The sequence below is a fragment of the Streptomyces sp. NPDC008079 genome (assembly GCF_042957385.1).
GTDB lineage: Bacteria > Actinomycetota > Actinomycetes > Streptomycetales > Streptomycetaceae > Actinacidiphila.
Genome location: NZ_JBIBIC010000019.1, coordinates 82,194 through 99,266 on the forward strand (window position 1 = coordinate 82,194; position 17,073 = coordinate 99,266).

At 73.0% G+C, this 17,073-nt stretch carries 15 protein-coding genes and 1 pseudogene; 10 read left to right on the forward strand and 6 right to left on the reverse strand.

What is annotated here, in order from left to right; translation table 11 throughout:
- Nucleotides 1–161: 161 nt before the first annotated feature.
- The 4 genes and pseudogenes from ACFZAM_RS30155 to ACFZAM_RS30170 all read left to right on the forward strand — a co-directional run.
- The gene (locus ACFZAM_RS30155) at nt 162–707 is read left to right on the forward strand and encodes a phosphatase PAP2 family protein (protein ID WP_391050485.1); all 546 of its coding nucleotides are present in this window, start codon (nt 162–164) and stop codon (nt 705–707) included.
- Nucleotides 704–1,777, forward strand: coding sequence for a decaprenyl-phosphate phosphoribosyltransferase (locus ACFZAM_RS30160; protein ID WP_391050486.1), 1,074 nt, complete (start codon nt 704–706; stop codon nt 1,775–1,777). The genes ACFZAM_RS30155 and ACFZAM_RS30160 overlap by 4 nt, the downstream gene beginning before the upstream one ends.
- The gene (locus ACFZAM_RS30165) at nt 1,774–2,214 is read left to right on the forward strand and encodes a GtrA family protein (RefSeq protein ID WP_355336861.1); all 441 of its coding nucleotides are present in this window, start codon (nt 1,774–1,776) and stop codon (nt 2,212–2,214) included. Before ACFZAM_RS30160 ends, ACFZAM_RS30165 begins: the two co-directional genes overlap by 4 nt.
- Before the next feature lie 10 nt (nt 2,215–2,224).
- Nucleotides 2,225–3,142: pseudogene (locus ACFZAM_RS30170) on the forward strand (YihY/virulence factor BrkB family protein); the annotation flags it as partial.
- 70 nt (nt 3,143–3,212) lie between these two features.
- Here the strand turns inward: ACFZAM_RS30170 and ACFZAM_RS30175 are convergent.
- Nucleotides 3,213–4,625, reverse strand: a complete 1,413-nt coding sequence (locus ACFZAM_RS30175) for a D-alanyl-D-alanine carboxypeptidase family protein (protein WP_391050575.1) — start codon at nt 4,623–4,625, stop codon at nt 3,213–3,215.
- Between the two features lie 146 nt (nt 4,626–4,771).
- Here ACFZAM_RS30175 and ACFZAM_RS30180 point away from each other — a divergent pair, with 146 nt between their 5' ends.
- Entirely contained in the window at nt 4,772–5,110 is a 339-nt protein-coding gene (locus tag ACFZAM_RS30180; protein WP_391050487.1) for an SCO4848 family membrane protein, read from the forward strand.
- Here ACFZAM_RS30180 and ACFZAM_RS30185 read toward each other — a convergent pair.
- The 4 genes from ACFZAM_RS30185 to ACFZAM_RS30200 all read right to left on the reverse strand — a co-directional run bounded on the left by ACFZAM_RS30185 (nt 5,061) and on the right by ACFZAM_RS30200 (nt 9,825).
- A complete protein-coding gene (locus ACFZAM_RS30185; protein WP_391050488.1) occupies nt 5,061–5,894 on the reverse strand; it encodes a TetR family transcriptional regulator in 834 nt (277 codons plus the stop codon). The genes ACFZAM_RS30180 and ACFZAM_RS30185 overlap by 50 nt on opposite strands.
- A gap of 10 nt (nt 5,895–5,904) precedes the next feature.
- Nucleotides 5,905–6,549 carry a DCC1-like thiol-disulfide oxidoreductase family protein gene (locus tag ACFZAM_RS30190; protein WP_391050489.1) on the reverse strand — a complete coding sequence of 215 codons (645 nt, stop codon included), beginning with the start codon at nt 6,547–6,549 and terminating at the stop codon, nt 5,905–5,907.
- Nucleotide 6,550: 1 nt separating this feature from the next.
- Complete coding sequence (locus ACFZAM_RS30195) at nt 6,551–6,970, reverse strand: hypothetical protein (RefSeq protein ID WP_391050490.1); 420 nt, start codon at nt 6,968–6,970, stop codon at nt 6,551–6,553.
- A gap of 176 nt (nt 6,971–7,146) precedes the next feature.
- Nucleotides 7,147–9,825 carry an MMPL family transporter gene (locus ACFZAM_RS30200; RefSeq protein WP_391050491.1) on the reverse strand — a complete coding sequence of 893 codons (2,679 nt, stop codon included), beginning with the start codon at nt 9,823–9,825 and terminating at the stop codon, nt 7,147–7,149.
- Between the two features lie 253 nt (nt 9,826–10,078).
- Between ACFZAM_RS30200 and ACFZAM_RS30205 the strand changes: the two genes are divergently transcribed.
- The 3 genes from ACFZAM_RS30205 to ACFZAM_RS30215 all read left to right on the forward strand — a co-directional run bounded on the left by ACFZAM_RS30205 (nt 10,079) and on the right by ACFZAM_RS30215 (nt 14,153).
- Nucleotides 10,079–10,813, forward strand: a complete 735-nt coding sequence (locus ACFZAM_RS30205) for a response regulator (protein ID WP_391050492.1) — start codon at nt 10,079–10,081, stop codon at nt 10,811–10,813.
- Entirely contained in the window at nt 10,810–12,417 is a 1,608-nt protein-coding gene (locus tag ACFZAM_RS30210) for an ATP-binding protein (RefSeq protein WP_391050493.1), read from the forward strand. Before ACFZAM_RS30205 ends, ACFZAM_RS30210 begins: the two co-directional genes overlap by 4 nt.
- A 98-nt stretch (nt 12,418–12,515) precedes the next feature.
- A complete protein-coding gene (locus tag ACFZAM_RS30215) occupies nt 12,516–14,153 on the forward strand; it encodes a hypothetical protein (RefSeq protein ID WP_391050494.1) in 1,638 nt (545 codons plus the stop codon).
- A gap of 35 nt (nt 14,154–14,188) precedes the next feature.
- Here ACFZAM_RS30215 and ACFZAM_RS30220 read toward each other — a convergent pair whose 3' ends face one another.
- The gene (locus ACFZAM_RS30220) at nt 14,189–15,547 is read right to left on the reverse strand and encodes an MFS transporter (RefSeq protein WP_391050495.1); all 1,359 of its coding nucleotides are present in this window, start codon (nt 15,545–15,547) and stop codon (nt 14,189–14,191) included.
- Nucleotides 15,548–15,635: 88 nt separating this feature from the next.
- Here ACFZAM_RS30220 and ACFZAM_RS30225 point away from each other — a divergent pair, with 88 nt between their 5' ends.
- Together ACFZAM_RS30225 and ACFZAM_RS30230 are read left to right on the forward strand one after the other, a co-directional pair.
- The gene (locus tag ACFZAM_RS30225; RefSeq protein ID WP_391050496.1) at nt 15,636–16,157 is read left to right on the forward strand and encodes a MarR family transcriptional regulator; all 522 of its coding nucleotides are present in this window, start codon (nt 15,636–15,638) and stop codon (nt 16,155–16,157) included.
- A gap of 51 nt (nt 16,158–16,208) precedes the next feature.
- Nucleotides 16,209–17,051 carry a carboxymuconolactone decarboxylase family protein gene (locus ACFZAM_RS30230; protein ID WP_391050498.1) on the forward strand — a complete coding sequence of 281 codons (843 nt, stop codon included), beginning with the start codon at nt 16,209–16,211 and terminating at the stop codon, nt 17,049–17,051.
- Nucleotides 17,052–17,073 lie beyond the last annotated feature (22 nt).

Below are 17,073 nucleotides of genomic sequence, written 5' to 3' on the forward strand. Positions count from 1 at the left end.
TCACTGAAAAGGGTGAGTGGTGGTGCGTGAGGAGCCGTCGCGCACGGTAAGCACTCGGGGTCCAAGTGTGATGACCCGACAATTCGCCCAGGTGGGGCGACCGGTCGCCCAGCTGCGGCGGCCCCGGGTCACGAGCCGTCGCTGCGAGGGAGTACCGACCAGTGCGCTACCCCGACTCCGCCGCGGAACGCGCGGACCACCACCTGCTGGCCGCGCTGCGCCGCCGCGGCACCGACCCCCGCGTCGCGGGCGCGGCCCGCGCGCTGTCCTGGGCGGGCGAGCACGGCGCGGTCTGGCTGGCCGCCGGTCTCGCCGGCGCCTGCGCCGACCCCGGCCGCCGCGGCGCCTGGCTGCGCGCCACCACACTGGTCGGCGCGGCCCACGCGGCGAGCATGGGCGTCAAACGGGTCGTCCGCCGCCCCCGCCCGGTGCTGCCGGACGCCGAACCGCTGGTCCGCACCGCCGGACAGCACAGCTTCCCCAGCTCGCACGCCACCTCGGCCGCCGCGGCCGTCGTCGCCTTCGGGGCACTGATGCCCCGTACGCCGTTCGCCGCGCCGCTCCCGCCGCTCGCCGCCGCCATGTGCGTGTCCCGGATGGTCGTCGGCGTCCACTACCCGAGCGACGTGGCCTGCGGCGCGCTGCTCGGCGCCGTCACCGCCCGGCTCGGCCGGAACTGGGCCCTGCGCGGAGGGCGGCCGTCATGACGGAACGCACCGCCGCGCTCATCGACGACGTACCGGCGACCGCCGTCCCCTCGGCCGGACGCTTCCCGCCCCCGGTCTCCGTACGGGGCCTGCCCGCCGGTCTGGTGCGGACCGCCCGGCCCCGGCAGTGGGTCAAGAACGTCCTCGTGCTGGCCGCGCCGCTGGCCGCCGGACGCCTGCTGTCCGCGCACGCCGTACTCCAGCTCGCCGTCGTCTTCGTGCTCTTCACCGGCTGCTCCGCCGCCGTCTATCTGATCAACGACGCCCGCGACGCCGACGCCGACCGCGCCCACCCCGTCAAGTGCCGCCGCCCGGTGGCCTGCGGACAGGTCCCGGTGCCGGTCGCGTACGCCGCGGGCGGCGCCCTCGCGGTCCTCGCGCCCGCGGCGGCCGGGGTGCTCTGCAACCCGGACACGGCCGGGCTGCTCGCCGGATACGTGGTCATGCAGCTCGCCTACTGCGTGTGGCTCAAGCACATGCTGGTCGTCGACCTCGTCATCGTCACCACCGGCTTCCTGATGCGCGCCATGGCGGGCGGCCTCGCCCTCGGCATCGACCTGTCCCGCTGGTTCCTGATCACCTCGGGCTTCGGCGCGCTGTTCATGGTCGCCGCCAAGCGCTACTCCGAACTCGTCCTGATGTCGCGGCTCGCCGAACGGGCCACGGCGGCGGCCCCCGCGGCCCCGACGGTCGGACCCCAGCCGGACGCCACCGCCCCGGCGGCCCCCGCGCCGCCCGAGGACTCGGAGGGCTCCGAGGTCGGCGCCTCCCGCGCCCTCCTCGGCGCGTACACCACCGGCTACCTCCGCTTCGTCTGGCAGCTCGCCGCGGGCGGCGCCGTACTCGCCTACTGCCTGTGGTCGATGGAGACCGGCGCCTCGCCCAACGGCTGGCTCCCCTGGCGGCAGCTCTCGATGATCCCCTTCATCCTCTCCGTCCTGCGCTACGCCGTCTTCGCCGACGCGGGCTCCGCGGGCGCCCCCGAGGACGTCGTCCTGCGCGACCGCGCCCTGGTCGTCATCGCCCTGGCCTGGGTCGTCCTCTACGTCCTGGCGGCGGTCAACCGGTGAGGGCGCGCTCCCCTCGGGGCCTCAGCTCGGAAGTCCTCGGCTTCGCCCTCGCGGGCGGCGCCGCGTACGCCGCCGACCTCGGGCTGTTCGTCTGGCTGCGCGGCCCCGGCGGGTTCGGGCCGATCGGGGCGAAGGCGCTGTCGTTCCTCGCCGGGTGCACGGTGGCGTATCTCGGGAACGCGCTGGGGACCTACCGGGGCCGGACCCCCGCGGTCGGCAGGGCGCGGCAGTACGGGGTCTTCTTCGCGGTGAACGTGGCGGGCGCGCTCGTGCAGTTGGGCTGTCTGGGCGTATCGCACTACGTGCTCGGGCTGGCCAGTGCGCGCGCCGATGTCGTGTCGGGCGCGGGGATCGGCATGGCTCTCGCGACCGCGCTGCGCTTCTGGGGAACCCGCACCTTCGTGTTCCGCGGGACTGCGCGGGCCGGGGGAGGGTAGGCCCCCCGTTATGGACTGGTTGACAAGGTTGCCCTGGATCGGCCCGCGCATCGCCGCGGCGATGCGGACACACGGCTGGCGCGCCTTCGCGCACCTCCAGACCGTCCACTGGACGCGGCTGGCCGCCGCGATGACCTTCACCAGCTTCCTCTCGCTCTTCCCGCTGCTCGCGGTCGTCGCGGCGATCGGCGCCGCGCTGCTGTCGCAGCATCAGCTCGACACCCTCCAGCACAAGATCTCCGACCAGATCCCCGGCATCGCCGACCAGCTCGACATCAACGGCCTGGTCGCCAACGCCGGGACCATCGGCGGGATCGCCGGTGCCGCGCTGCTCTTCACCGGTATCGGCTGGGTCGGCTCGCTGCGCGACTGCCTGCGCGCGGTCTGGGACAAGGACGACGAGGAGCGCAACCCCGTCGTCGCCAAACTGGTCGACGGCGGCATCCTGCTCGGCCTCGGCGCGGCGGCCCTGCTCTCGCTCGCCGCCTCCGGCTTCGCGACCGCGGCCGTCGACTGGACCGTCCACAAGGCCGGGCTCGCCGACCACGGCCCCGGCCGCGCGCTGCTGACCGTCCTCGGCTTCTGCATCGCCGTCCTGGCCGACTTCCTGATCCTGACCTACCTGCTGACGCTGCTGCCGGGCGTCGAACCGTCGCGCCGCGCCGTGGTCCAGGCGGCGTTCATCGGCGCGGTCGGCTTCGAGCTGCTGAAAGTGCTGCTCAGCGGCTACCTCCAGGGCGTCGCGGGCAAGAACGTGTACGGCGCCTTCGGTACGCCGGTCGCCCTGCTGCTCTGGATCAACTTCATGGCGAAGCTGCTGCTGTACTGCGCCGCGTGGACGGCGACGCCCAGGCACGCGCCGCCGCCCGAGAAGGACGGCGAGGACGGCGGGGACGGTGGTGACGGCGACGCCGCCGGGGAACCGGGGGAAGGCGTCGAGACCGTGGAGGTCGTCGAGGTGATCGAGGTCCACGGGGCCACGCGGGCCCCGGAGTCCGTCAGCCCTTCCGGCGCCGGGAGCGGCGGTCGGGACCGGACGCCGGACCGGACGCCTGATCGGGATCGGGATCAGGGCCAGGATCAGGGTCAGCACCGGGACGCGGAGCGGGATCAGGACGCGGGGCAGGATGAGGACCACCGCCGGCCGGGGACGGCAGCGGGCGGAGCTTCCGTACCACGATGAACGCCACGGCCAGGACGAGCAGGGAACCGGCGGCGACGCCCAGCGCCGTCCACAGGCCGTCGTGGGAGGAACCGGCCGTCGCGGAGGCGGTGGCCGGTCCCTTGTCGCCCTCGGGCGCCTTCGTCGTGGCGGTCGGCGGCGGCAGTTGGCTCAGCGGCGGGACCAGCGTGCCGACCGGCTTGACCGTAGGGGCGGCCTTGAAGCCCCAGTCCAGCAGCGAGGCGGCCTCGCGGTAGACCAGGTCGTGCTCGGCCTTCGGCGTCATGACGGTGACCAGCAGCGTACGGCCGTCGCGCTGCGCGACCCCGGTGAAGGTGGCGCCCGCGTTGGTGGTGTTGCCGTTCTTGACGCCCGCGATGCCGGGGTAGGGGGACAGGCCGTAGTCGCCGCTGAGCAGCCGGTTGGTGTTCTGGATGCCGAACGACTCGCGCTTCTTGGTGGTCTTGCCGGTCTTCTTGTTCTTGTCGACCTTCCACTCGCCGGGGAACTGCGCGCTCACCGTCGAGCAGTACTCGCGGAAGTCGGCGTTCTGGAGCCCCGAGCGGGCGAAGAGCGTGAGGTCGTACGCGCTGCTGACCTGCCCGCGCTCGTCGTAGCCGTCGGGCGTGACCACATGTGTGTCGGCCGCCTGCAACTCCTTGGCCCGCGCGTTCATGTCCGCGACGGTCTGGGCGACGCCGCCGTTCATGGCGGACAGCACGTGCACCGCGTCGTTGCCCGAGCGCAGGAAGACACCGAGCCACAGGTCGTGGACGGTGTAGGTCAGATTCTCCTTGATGCCGACGAGGCTGCTGCCCTCGCCCATGCCCTGGAGGTCGCTCGGCAGCACCTTGCGCACGGTGTTCTTCGGGAACTTCGGCAGCACCGTGTCGGCGAACAGCATCTTCAGGGTGCTGGCCGGGGGGAGCCGCCAGTGCGCGTTGTGCGCGGCGTAGATCTCGCCGGTCTTGGCGTCCGCCACGATCCAGGACTTCGCCGTCAGCTTCGCGGGCAGCGCGGGCGCGCCCTGTCCCGGGTCCACCTGCGTGCCCGGCACGCCCAGCCGGTCGCCGCCCACTGTGGACATGTGCTCGGGCGGTCTCGGCGCGGGCTTGGTGCCGGCGGCCGGAGCCGCGCTCGCGGCCCCCGTCAGGACGGTGCCGCCGAGCAGCGCGGCGACGGCGGACACGGCGAGAACGGCCAGGGCGGAACGGTGCGGCGCGGTGCGGCGCGCGGCGGTCGTAGGCATGGGCACCCGAGGAAACGTACATGTCCTTTCCTGGCCGCCGCGCCCCCGGGTGCGGGCCGTCCGCCGTGACGATCCGCACGTCCCGCGCGGGGAACCGGCCACCCCCGTCGGCCCTCCTACCGGGGGGCCCGCACATACTGGGACGCATGAAGCTCAGTCGGCGCGTGTCCTGGTTCCTGGTCGCTTTCGGTGTGTGGTCGTGGATCGTCTGGGTCACCTTTGTCAAGAATTTGTGGAAGGACACCAGCGGTCTGGCCTTCCACGACGGCGACCACGGATCGCCCACCGCCTACTTCTGGATCCACCTCACGCTCGCGATCGTCTCCTTCCTCCTCGGCACCGCCATCGCGGCCCTCGGCGCGCGGAGCCTGCGGGCGCTGCGCCGCGAGGCGGCGCAGGCCGGTCCGGCCGACCCGGCGGAAGCGACCGCCCCGACTAGCCCGGCTGCCCCGGCTGATCGGGAGTCGGCCGACTCGACGGTGTGACCGCGGTGCGGCCGATCGTCGGGAGGATGAAGTCCTGGATGAGGGACTTGGCGTCGCGGACGACGGGGCGGAAGACCCGGTAGCGGGACAGGCCGATGACGCGGGCCGCCACGGGGGTGGAGCGGTGCACGAACTCGCGGGTCCGCGCGGTGTCGGGCGTGCGGTCGAAGACCCAGTAGAGGACGACGACCATGAGGTGCAGCCAGAGCAGTTCGGGGAGCAGCTCGGCGAGTTCGGAGTCGAGCTTGGGGGCGAGGTCGGAGCCGGACAGCACGTCGCGGAAGAGTTCGACGGCGGTGGCGCGGGCCGGGTGCGACTCGTTCGAGAACGGGCTGAGCGAGCTGTCCGGGTCGGCGGCCGTGCGGAAGAACTGGGCGGCGAATTCGTGGTACTCGGCCGCGGTGTCCAGCCAGGACGCGAGCGTGATCTCCAGGCGCTCCGCGAAGTCGGTCACCCCGCGCATGCGCACCCGGGCGTCGGCCGCGTGGTGGTGCGTCATCCGGTCGTAGAACCCCTGGATCAGGAATTCCTTGGACTGGAAGTAGTAGTAGGCGTTCCCGACCGAGACGCCCGCCTCCTGGGCGATGGCGCGCATCGTGGTCTTGTCGTAGCCGCGCTCGCGGAACAGCCGCATCGCGGTCTCCAGGATCACCGCGCGGGTCTGCTCGCTCTTGCCGGTCTTGGGCCGGGCCCGGCCGCCGGGCAGTTCCTCGCCCAGGCCGGGGCCCGGCTCCGCCGCCGGACCCGTGGCCGCGGGCTCCGGCTGGTCTGTCACGTGCTCCACCCGGGTGAGCCTATCCGTCGCCCGCACAGCAGTCGGCGCAGTCCTCGCCCCGGCCGCGCCGCGGGTCGGCCGGCGGTGCGGACGGCGGTGCCGACGGGGAGCCCGGGTCGCTCTGCGTCCAGCCGGTCGCCTTGTCGTAGATCCAGCCGGGTACGGACCTGACCGGCGCGGGGCCGGGCGCGCCCGCCGCGTTGCGCCCGGGGAACCAGGTCGGGGCCGCGGCCGAACGCTGCTTGCTCTCGCGGTACTTGGCCGCGGTCAGCACCGCCGCGCGGGCGAGCCTGCGGCCCGCGGGGGTGGCCAGGGTGTGCGAGAAGGCGCGGTGGTCGGCGAGCGCCCACAGGCACACCACCCAGGCGGAGTCGCCCCGGTAGAGCTGGCCCGCGTCGCCGACGACGGTGATCTCGCGCCCGGTCGCCGCGTGGTCGAGGCCGGGGAAGCGGTGCATGGCCTCGGGGGAGCCGACCGGCACCATGTCGAGTCTGACGAGCTGCCGCTGCCGGACGAGCCAGTCCCGTACGAAGGCGCACAGCCGGCAGGCGGGGTCGTACAGCACGGTGAGCCGCCGTACGGGCGGGCGGGGCGTCCGCGCCACGGGCCGCGCCGTCGGCCGGTCGGGCCGCGCGGTCACCGCGCTCTGCGTGAGGCGCGTCATGTCACACCCCGGCCGGGGTCGGGCCGTTCGGCTTCGTCCAGCCGTCGCTGTCCACCGGCGGGTACTGCTCGCGCTCCATCAGCCCGCGCCGCCGGATCTTGTTGAGCACGTAGACGTTGCCGAGGTGCATCACGCCGAGCACCAGCAGCACGACGCCGAGCTTGACCGACAGCGCCTCGAACAGGCCGCGCGCGTTGTCGACGGCGTCGGCCGACTTCAGGTAGAGGGCGACGAAGCCGAGGTTCACCAGATAGAAGCCGACCACCAGGAGGTGGTTGACGGCGTCGGCGAGCTTCTCGTCGCCGTGCAGCACGTCGGCGAGGAAGATCCGGCCGTTGCTGCTGAGGGTACGGGCCACCCAGACGGTCAGGCCGATGCTGACGGCCAGATAGATCACATACGCGAGGACGGTCAGGTCCATAGCGGGTCCACCCCTTGTTTGAACGTGTTCAAACCTACTGACGCGATGACTCTAGACCCGGTTTTGAACATGTTCAAGTCCGGTGCTCCGGGCATACGGAAGGGCCCGGCTCCGAAGGTTCGGAACCGGGCCCTGACAACAGGCGCCGCCGGGGGAGCGGCGGCGCCCGGCCGCGGTCAGTCCTGCGAATAACTCAGCTCCAGATCGACGTCACCGTCCCCCTCGCCGCCGTCGTCCGGGACCCGGACGGTGGCGGGGAAGGGCGGATAGCCCATGGTCAGCAGCGTGTACCGGCCGGAGTAGAGATTGCCGAAGGCGTACGAGCCGTCCTTGCCGGTCCGCGTCTCCGCCACCTCGTGGCCGTCCGCGTCGTGCAGCACGACCCGCGCGTCCTCGACCGGCTGGCCGTCCGCGCGCCGCACCGTACCGGTCAGCGCACCCGTCCCCGTGAGGCGCAGATCACACTCCACCGGTCGGTCGGAGGCCAGCACGCTCGCCGTCTGCGGGTGGTGTCCCGGCGCGTTGGCGACCAGGACGTACGAGCCCGCGCGCGGTGTCGGCAGAGCGAAGGCGCCCTCGTCGTCCGCCGCCGCGCGGCCCACCTGGCGGCCGTCCGCCGCGATCAGCGTCAGCTCCGAGCGCGGCACCGGCAGCCCGGCGGCGCCCGTGACCCGGCCGCGTACGGCGGGCCCGGAGACGATGTCCGTACCGGCCCCGGCGGCCATCAGCGTGCCCGTCGGCGCGCCTGCCGCGGGGCCGTCGTCCTCGGCCGGCTCCACCGCCAGGTGCGGCAGCCGCTTGTCCAGCCACGCGGGCAGCCACCAGTTGGAGGTGCCGAACATGTGCATCAGCGACGGCACCAGCACCGTCCGCAGGATGAACGCGTCCAGCGCGACCGCGCCCGCCAGGCCGATGCCGAACATCGCCAGCACCCGCTCGCCGCTGAGCACGAAGGCGCCGAAGACGCAGATCATGATGACCGCCGCCGAGTTGATCACCCGGCTGGTCTCGGCGAGCCCGACCCGTACCGCCCGCGCGTTGTCCTTGGTGTGCACCCACTCCTCGTGCATCCGGCTGACCAGGAAGACCTGGTAGTCCATCGACAGGCCGAAGAGCAGCGAGAGCATGATGACCGGCAGGAAGGCGTCGATCGGCCCCTCGCGCCCGGCCAGCGAACCGCCCCAGCCCCACTGGAAGCACGCCACCAGCACCCCGAAGGAGGCCGCCGCCGCGATCAGGTTCATCGCGGCGGCCGTCAGCGGCACCACCAGGCTGCGGAAGGCGACCAGCAGGAGCAGGAAGCCCAGCACGATGATCACGCCGATGAACAGCGGCAGCTTGTTGAACAGGACCGTCGCGAAGTCCTCGAAGATCGCCGTCTGGCCGCCGACGTACGCCCGCATCGTGCTGCCCCGCTCGGCGGCCGGGACGACGTCGTCGCGCAGGTGGTCGATCAGGTCGGAAGTCGCCTTGTCCTGCGGCGAGGTGGTCGGCACCGCCTGGATGAACGCCACCTTGTCGCCCGGCTTCATCGGCAGGGCGGCGGCGTACGCGATGCCGTCGGTGTCCTTCAACGTCGTGACCAGGCCGTTCAGCGCGGTCCTGTCCGCGCCGGTCGGCACCTCGGCGAGGATCGTCAACGGCCCGTTGAAACCGGGGCCGAAGCCGTCCGCGAGCATGTCGTACGCCTTGCGGGTGGTGGTCGTCGTCGGGTTGTTGCCCTGGTCGGAGGAGCCCAGGCGCAGGCCGAGCGCCGGGATCGCCAAGGTGGCCATCACGGCCACCGCCGCCACCGCGAGCACCCGCGGGTGCCGCTGGAGGAACGACGACCAGCGCGCCGCCGCGCCCGTCGCGACCTCCGGCTGCGGTCCCTCGGCCGCCAGCGCGCGGCGCTGCCCGCGGCTGAGCACCCGCATGCCCAGCAGGCCGAGCAGCGCGGGCAGCAGCGTCATCGCGGCGGCGACCGTGATGACGACGGTCAGCGCCGCCGCGACGGCCACACCGTCGAGGAAGGTCAGCCGCAGCGTGAACATGCCCAGCAGCGCGATGCAGACCGTGCCGCCCGCGAACAGCACGGCGCGGCCCGAGGTGTTGAGCGCGGTGACCGCCGCGTCCTCGGGGCTCTTCCCGCGCAGGATTCCCTTGCGGTGCCTGGTCACGATGAACAGCGCGTAGTCGATGCCGACGCCCAGACCCACCAGCGTCGCGAGCTGCGGCGAGAAGTCCGCCACGTCCATGCCGTGGCTGAGGATGATGATCGCCGACGACGAGATGCCGATGCCGAACAGCGCCGTCACGATCGGCAGCAGCATCCCGAACAGCGAGCCCAGCGCCAGGAACAGCACCACGGCCGCCGCCGCGATGCCGACGCCCTCGGCGAGGCCCGGCAGCGGCTGCTCCGCCTGCGCGGGCTTGTTGCCGCCGACCTCGACCCTCAGGCCCTTGGCCGCCGCGTGGTGCGCGGTGTCGATCAGCTTCTGCGCCTGGTCGTCGGAGAGGTCACCGCCGAGCTTGGTGTACGTCACCGTCGCGTACGCCGTACGGCCGTCCTTGCTGATCTGCGCCGCGCCCGCCGGGTCGTACGGGCTGACGACCTGCCCGACGTCCTTCTGCCGGGCGATGTCCGCCAGCGCCGGGTCGAGCCGCGCCCGTACCGAAGCGTCGCGCACCGTACCGGAGTCGACGTGCCACACCACCGTGTCGGCCTCGCCGGACCGCTCGGGCACCACCTGGTCCATCAGGTCCAGGACCTTGGTGGACTCGGTGCCCTTGAGCGAGAACGCGTTGGAGTAGCCGCTGCCGAGCGCGTTGCCCACCGCGCCGACGCACAGCAGCGCCGCCAGCCAGAACGACATCACCAGCCATTTGTGCCGAAAACACCATCGAGCCACAACGGCCACGACCACATCCCCCATCAACGAGCGTTCCACGACCGACGAGTTGACCAACGGGACCCGCGCACTGACCGACGGACCCGTGGACTGACCAACGAGCCTCTTCAGCCTCCGTGGCTGTCGCGCCGACCGCCAAGCCGATCCCGCTTCTCTCAAGGAACTCCAAAGTTCCGGCCGGGACGGGGTCGCGGGGGGAGTGCGGATACTGGTGGGCATGGACGCCACCGTGCTCATCGTGGAGGACGAACCGGGGATCGCGGACATCCTGCGCATCACCTTGAAATACAACGGCTTCACGGTGCACAGTGCCGCGACCGGGCGCGAGGCGCTGGCCGCCGCGCGCGAACACCGGCCCGACCTCGTACTGCTCGACGTGATGCTGCCGGACGGCAGCGGCTGGGAGGTCTGCCGCGCGCTGCGCCAGGAACGCGCCGCCGAGACCGACGCCGACGACCTCGCCGTCATCTTCGTCACCGCGCGGGACGCCCCGCGCGACGTGGTCGCCGGGCTCGCGCTCGGCGGCGACGACTACATCACCAAGCCGTTCGGCGTCGACGAGGTGGTGGCCCGCGTGCACGCGGTGCTGCGCCGCACCCGGCGCCGCGAGGGAGCCGACGGGCGCGTCCTGCGCCACGGCGACCTGGAGATGGACGAGGCCACGTACACCGTCCGCAGGTGCGGGCAGCCCGTCGAGCTGACGCCCACCGAGTACAACCTGCTGCGGCACCTGCTGCGCAACGCCGGGCGGATCGTCACCAAGGAGCAACTGCTCCAGCACGTCTGGCAGTACGACACGGCCGTCTCGTCCACGGTCGTCGAGACGTACATCTCGTATCTGCGGCGCAAGCTCGACCGGCTCGGGCCGCCGCTGATCGAGACCCGGCGGGGGATCGGATACGGGCTGCGCGCGGCGGAACCGGGCGCCGCCGCGGTCGGGGGAGCGGTGTGAAGGTGAACAAGTGCGGCCTGTGGCCCCGCCCGCACTCGCTGCGCGGGCGCTTCACGATCGCCAACGTGACCTTCCTCGCGGTCGGTCTGCTGCTCGCGGCCTGCGCGAGCATCGCCGCCACGTACATGGTGCTGGTCGGCGAGATCGACGACTCGCTGAAGGGCTCGCAGTCCTCGCTCGCCAAGACCTCGATCGACGCGGACATGGTGCGGCGGCTCTGCCAGCTCGCCGACCTCCTGCAGAGCGGGCAGGGCGAGCAGAACGGGGGCGGCGGGCAGGGGAGTTCGGCGATCGCGGTGGCGTTCCAGCAGGATCTGTTCGTCATGCTCGACCGGCGCGGCGAGCCCGCCGCCGTCTGCCAGGACGGCACCATTCCGGTCAGCTCCGAGCAGCGGCGGCTCGCCGAGGCGATCCCCGACCCGGCGGGGCTGGTCCGCAGCGGCGGCGCGAAGACCGTGAAGACCGGCTCGATGGAGTACCGGGTGGTCGCGATCCGGCTCTCCGACGGCACCATCGTGGTCAAGGGCATACGGCTCAGCGGCGTCAAGCACGCGATCGGCAATCTGCTGATCGTCGAATCGGTCGTCGGCGTGGTGCTGCTCGCGCTGCTCGCCACCGGCTCGCTGACCGCGGCCAGGCGGCGGCTGAGCCCGCTGGAGGACATGGTGGAGACCGCGTCCGCCATCGCCGGGGGCGACCTCGGGCGGCGGATCGGCACCGCGCGGCACGGCTCCAGCGAGGTCGAACAGCTCAGCGGCGCGCTCAACGCGATGCTCCAGCAGATCGAGACCGCCGTGACCGAAAGCGAGCGCGCCACCACACAGTTGCGTCGATTTCTGGCCGACGCCTCGCACGAGCTGCGCACCCCGCTGGCGTCGGTGCGCGGCTACCTCCAGCTCTACGAGAAGGGCATGCTCGACGCCGACGAGAAGGAGCGGGCGCTGAGCCGGGTCAGCTCCGAGGCGCTGCGGATGAGCCGCTTGGTCGACGAACTCCTCGCGCTGGCCAGGCTCGACGACCGGCCCGCGCTGCCGCACGGCGCCGTCGACCTGTCCCGGCTGGTCCGCGACGCCGCCGCCGACCTGGCCGCGCAGCAGCCGGAACGGCCGCTGACGCTGATGGTGCCCGACTGCCGGGGCGACGGCGGACCGCTGCCCGAAGTCCTCGGCGACGAGGCCGCGTTGCGGCAGGTCGTGGGCAATCTGCTGAGCAACGTGCGGGTGCACACCCCGGCCCGCTCCCCGGCCAGCGTCGAAGTCGCCGCGCGTGGCGAGAAACTGCTCTTGCGGATCACCGATTCGGGTCCCGGTATGAGCGAGCGGGACGCGGCCCGCGTCTTCGACCGGTTCTTCCGCGCCGACGCAGGACGCGCCCGCGACAGCGGCGGCGCGGGCCTCGGCATGGCCATCGTGCAGGCCGTCGTCCAGGCGCACCACGGCACGGTCGCGTTGGAGACGGCGCCCGGCCGCGGCCTCACGGTCTGCGTGACGCTGCCGACGGTGGGCGCGGGGACGGCGGTCGGCGAGGACCCGGCGGCGGACGCGGCGAGGGGCCAGGAGACGGTGGTAACCGGTGCGAAGTCCACTGTCCCCGCCGCTACTTGACCAAATCTATAACAAACGGAAACCCGTACAACCCCTGTGCGACATCGGCCGTCCAACTCCCCACAACGAACCACCACTCGAAGTGACGGGGAGACACCATGCGAGGTCGCGCATTCACCGGACGGCTGCGCCCGGCGGCGCTGGCCCTTGGGGCGGCCGGGGTGTTGACGCTCGGCGGCGGAGCCGTGGCCTTCGCAGCCGACGGGCCGCCGGCGGACACCGCGCCGGCCGATTCGATCGACCTGGGCCTGCGCGCCTACGACGTGACCTTCGCGCCCACGGCGGCCGGGGCGGAACCGGTCACCCGCTCGATGGCGGTCACGATGTTCCACCACGACCCGAACGTGGCCGTCCCCGCACAGCGACTGACCTTCTCCGCGGCGGGCATGAAGAACGTCGCCGAGGTCGTCTGGCCGCAGGGCTGTACGGTGACCGGCGCCGACGCCGTCTGCACCGTGCCCGGCGCGCCGGTCGGGCAGCTCGACCTGCCCGACGTCGCGGTGAAGATCCGGCCGCTGCCGGGCGTGGCCGCCGGGGCCAAGGGGTCGTTCAGCGTCAGCCACCGCAACACCAACGGCAAGACGCAGACCTTCAAGCCGACGGTGACGCTGGCCGACGGCCCGTCCCTCGTCGTCGGCCGGGCGGCGGCCACGACCCTCGCCCCCGGAGCGAACGGCGACGTGCCGGTCACCGTCACCAACGAGGGCAACGCCGATGTCGCCTCGGTCCAACTGGAGCTGCGGTGGTCGCACGGCCTCACCCCGGTCGAGCGCTTCTCCAACTGCCTGTACGACACCTCCCGCGACCCGCGGCAGGGCGTGGACCGTACGGTGGCGCGCTGCGCCATCGACCAGCCGCTCGCCGCCGGCGCCAGCTACGGCGTGCGCGACACCGTCTCGATGAAGGCGAACGCGGACGCCTACGCGGAGAGCGTGGACGTCACGGCGTTCACCCCGAAGGAGGCCACCGCGCACCCCGCGGGCGAGCCGGGCACCGGGCCCGCCCTCCACCTGGTGCCGGTTCCCGGCGGGACCCCGGGGGCGGACGGCCGTAACGACACCTCGTACGGCGGCGCGGACTTCACGGTCACCAACACCGCGGACTTCGGGATCTCCGCGCCCGAGGTCACCGGTGCGAACGGCGCGCAGGTCAAGCTCACCGTGCACGTGGACAACCACGGACCCGCCTCGATCGACCCGCTCAAGTACTTCACGCCGGTCACCCGCTTCGACGTCCGCGTGCCCGACGGCACCGCACTCGTGGAGTGGCCCGTGACGTGCGCGCCGCGCGACACCGCGAAGCGGTACCTGCGCTGCGCGTCGGACACGGAGTCCGACGTCGAGCGCCCGGTCACCCTCTACAGCGGGAAGTCGTACGACTTCCCGCTCACCCTGCGCGTCACGTCCACCGGCGTGCACCGGGGCGAGGCGGCGCTGCTGACGACCGGGCCGAACCGGATCGAGCTGCCCTTCGACCACAACGCGGCGAACAACTCGGTCGCGCTCGTGGTCAAGACGTCGGCCTCGAACGCCTCGGCCACCGCCGGTTCTTCCGGCCCCAACGGGACCACCGGATCGGCCGGGTCCTCCGGCGCGGTGTCCGGCGGCGCGGGCAACGCCTCGCTGCCCGCCACCGGCGCGGGCGCGACCCGGCTGATCGGCGCGATTGCGGTCGGCGCCGTCGCGTTCGGCGGCGCGGTGCTGTTCACCGCGCGCAACCGCCGCCGTACCGCGTAGTCCGCGGGTTCCCGACAGCTCCCCCCACGGGGTGATCAGACGGTGACCGGTGCCCGCTTGCTGGGGGCGTCGGTCACCGTCGTCGCGTGCCGCACACCGGGGACGGCCGCCGTCCCCAGGCACAGGGCGCCGACCAGCGCCGCCGCCACGTACAGCGGCACGGCGGGTCCGAAGGCGTCGCAGGCGAGCGGCGCGAGCGCGTATCCGACCGGCATCGCGGCGAGCGAGAGCAGCCAGTCGTACGAGGTCACGCGGGCCAGCACCCCGGCGGGCACCGAGCTGAACACGTAGGACTCCCAGACCGGGTTGAAGAAGCCGAGCGCGCCGAGCGCGAGGCCGTAGGAGACGATCAAGGGCACGGCGGGGGCGTCGGCGGCGAGCAGGACCAGCGGCAGCGCGTAGCTGGTCAGGGCCAGATTGCCGGTGAGCACGGGGCGGCGCAGCCGGGCGCGGGAGGCGAGCAGCGAGCCGGTCAGCAGGCCGACGGAGCCCGCTTCGAGCATCAGCACCCACATGCCGTCGCCGCCGCGCCGGTGGTGCGCGATCAGCGGGCCGAGGGTGGCCAGGACGGCGGCGGCCCCGTTCCACACCGCGTGGGCGATCAGGCTGGTCCAGTACCAGTCGCGGGCGCGGACCTCGGTCCAGCCCTGGACGAGGTCGGCGCGCATCGAGCGGCGCGGGATGGGGGTGCGGCGCACCCGGACGAGGGTGAGCAGCGCCGCGCTCGCCGCGAAGGACGCGGCGTCCAGCAGGAACGCCCAGCCGGGCCCCGCGGTGAAGATCAGCAGTCCGGCGAGCGCGGGGCCGCCGAGCCGGGTCGCGCTCGCGGCGGACGCCATCAGGGAGTTGGCGCGGAGCAGGCCGTCCTCCTCGACGGTGCCCGCGACCAGCGGCGCGGAGGTCGGGATGGCGAAGGCGGAGGCGGCGCCGCCGACGGTCTCGGCGACCGCGAGGACCAGGATGCTCGGGTCGCCGCCGACGAGTTCGAGGCCGACGAAGATCTGCGCGGCGCAGCGGACGAGGTCGGTGGTGAGCGCGACCTTGCGCGCGTCGAACCGGTCGGCGATCACGCCGCCGACCGGCAGCAGCAGGAGGCGCGGCACCATCGCGCAGCCCAGCACGACCGCGAGCGCGGACGCCGAGCCGGTCGCGCGGCTGATGGCGATGGCGAGCGCGGCCGGGACGACGGCGTCGCCGAGGGCGGAGAGCGTCCGGCCGAAGAAGAGCAGGCGGAACGAGCGGTGCCGGAGCGGGTGCCGGGGCTTGGGGGGCGGGGCGACGGGGTCCTGGCGGGAGCCGTCGCGGGGGGCGTCGTGCCGGTCGTCGCGGAGGCCGTCGTGCCGTTCGTCGCGCGGGTCGTCGTGCCGGTCTTCGTGCGGGGGCGGGGTGGTCACGGCGAACAAGGTATTTCGGCGTCGAACATTTCGTCAACGAATATTTCGGCACCGACGTATCTCCGGTGGGTAGGCATAGGATCGGCCCATGCCCACCCCGCACGACTGGACCGACGGCCACGTCGCCCGCTGGCAGCCCGTACTGCCCGACCTCGACCCCGACGTCGAGGGCGCCGCCACTCGCGCCATGCTGTTCACCGACCACATCCGCAGGGTCAAACAGCGCTCGCTCGTCGACCACGGCCTGCACAAGCACGAGTACGAGACGCTGCACACGCTCGCCGGGCGCGGCGGCCGTACCGTTCCCTCCGAACTCGCCGCCGACCTCAAGATGGCCCCCGCCTCCATCACCGGCCGCCTCGACGGCCTGGAGCGGCGCGGGTACGTACGCCGTACGCCGTCGGCCGCCGACCGCCGCCGGGTCGACGTCGAACTCACCGAGGCGGGGCGGCAGGCGTGGCTCGGGGCGCTGGAGTTCCAGGGCCAGGAGGAGCGCCGGCTGCTGGGCGTGCTGACCCCGGCAGAACGGCGCACGCTCTCCGACCTGCTGCGGCGGGTGATGCTGGCGGCCGAGGGGAACGGGGACGGCAGACGCGACTGCACGGGCTGAGCTGGCGTGGGACTTGCGCTGGAGTCGACTCCAACCCCTAGCGTCGTCGTCATGACCCCCGCAGACGGCTCCGACCCCACCGACCGCGCCGAATCCGCTCCCGCCGACGACCGGTACGCGCGCGGCCTGGCCGCCCTCCGCACGGTCACCGGCGACGAGCGCCCGGCCCTGCTCGACTCGGTCGCGGAGATCGCCCCCGACCTGGCCCGGATGACCATCGAGTTCGGCTACGGCGACATATGGTCACGCCCCGGCCTCACCCCGCGGCAGCGGCAGCTCGCCACCGTCGCCGCGCTCGCCGCCCTCGGCAACGCCGCCCCGCAGCTCCGCTTCCACATCGCCGGGGCGCTCAACGTCGGCTGCACCCGGCGCGAGATCGTCGAGACCTTCATCCACACCACCGTCTACGCCGGTTTCCCCGCCGCGCTCAACGCCCTCGGCGCCGCCCGCGAGGTCTTCGCGGACCATCCGGCCGACGACGACCCGGTCGTCAAGGAACCGGTCGACGGCGGCCGTTACGAACGCGGCCTGGACGCCCTGCGCACCGTCGACGGCCCCGACGGCGTCCGCGTCGTGGCCACCCTCGACGACATCGCCCCCGACCTCGGCCGCTACATCGTCGAGCACGTCTTCGGCGACATCTACTGCCGCACCGGCCTGGACCTCGTCACCCGCGAACTCCTCACCATCGCCATCTGCACCGCCCTCGGCACCGCCGCCCCCCAGCTCCGCATCCACATCCGCGCCTTCCTGCGCCTCGGCGGCACCCGCACCGAAGTCGTCGAAACGCTCACCCAAATGGCGGGCTACGCCGGTTTCCCCGCCGCCCTCAACGGCGTCACGGCAGCCCGCGAGATCTTCACCGAGCACGACGCGGCCGGGACCGCGGGCTAGCGCGCGCGAAGGGGATCGCGAA

Coding starts and splice junctions, on each gene's coding strand:
- ACFZAM_RS30160 (WP_391050486.1), top strand. CDS start 704: ATGACGGAACGCACCGCCGCGCTCATCGACGACGTACCGGCGACCGCC.
- ACFZAM_RS30175 (WP_391050575.1), bottom strand. CDS start 4,625: ATGCCTACGACCGCCGCGCGCCGCACCGCGCCGCACCGTTCCGCCCTG.
- ACFZAM_RS30180 (WP_391050487.1), top strand. CDS start 4,772: ATGAAGCTCAGTCGGCGCGTGTCCTGGTTCCTGGTCGCTTTCGGTGTG.
- ACFZAM_RS30190 (WP_391050489.1), bottom strand. CDS start 6,549: ATGACGCGCCTCACGCAGAGCGCGGTGACCGCGCGGCCCGACCGGCCG.
- ACFZAM_RS30195 (WP_391050490.1), bottom strand. CDS start 6,970: ATGGACCTGACCGTCCTCGCGTATGTGATCTATCTGGCCGTCAGCATC.
- ACFZAM_RS30200 (WP_391050491.1), bottom strand. CDS start 9,825: ATGTCGTTCTGGCTGGCGGCGCTGCTGTGCGTCGGCGCGGTGGGCAAC.
- ACFZAM_RS30205 (WP_391050492.1), top strand. CDS start 10,079: ATGGACGCCACCGTGCTCATCGTGGAGGACGAACCGGGGATCGCGGAC.
- ACFZAM_RS30215 (WP_391050494.1), top strand. CDS start 12,516: ATGCGAGGTCGCGCATTCACCGGACGGCTGCGCCCGGCGGCGCTGGCC.
- ACFZAM_RS30225 (WP_391050496.1), top strand. CDS start 15,636: ATGCCCACCCCGCACGACTGGACCGACGGCCACGTCGCCCGCTGGCAG.
- ACFZAM_RS30230 (WP_391050498.1), top strand. CDS start 16,209: ATGACCCCCGCAGACGGCTCCGACCCCACCGACCGCGCCGAATCCGCT.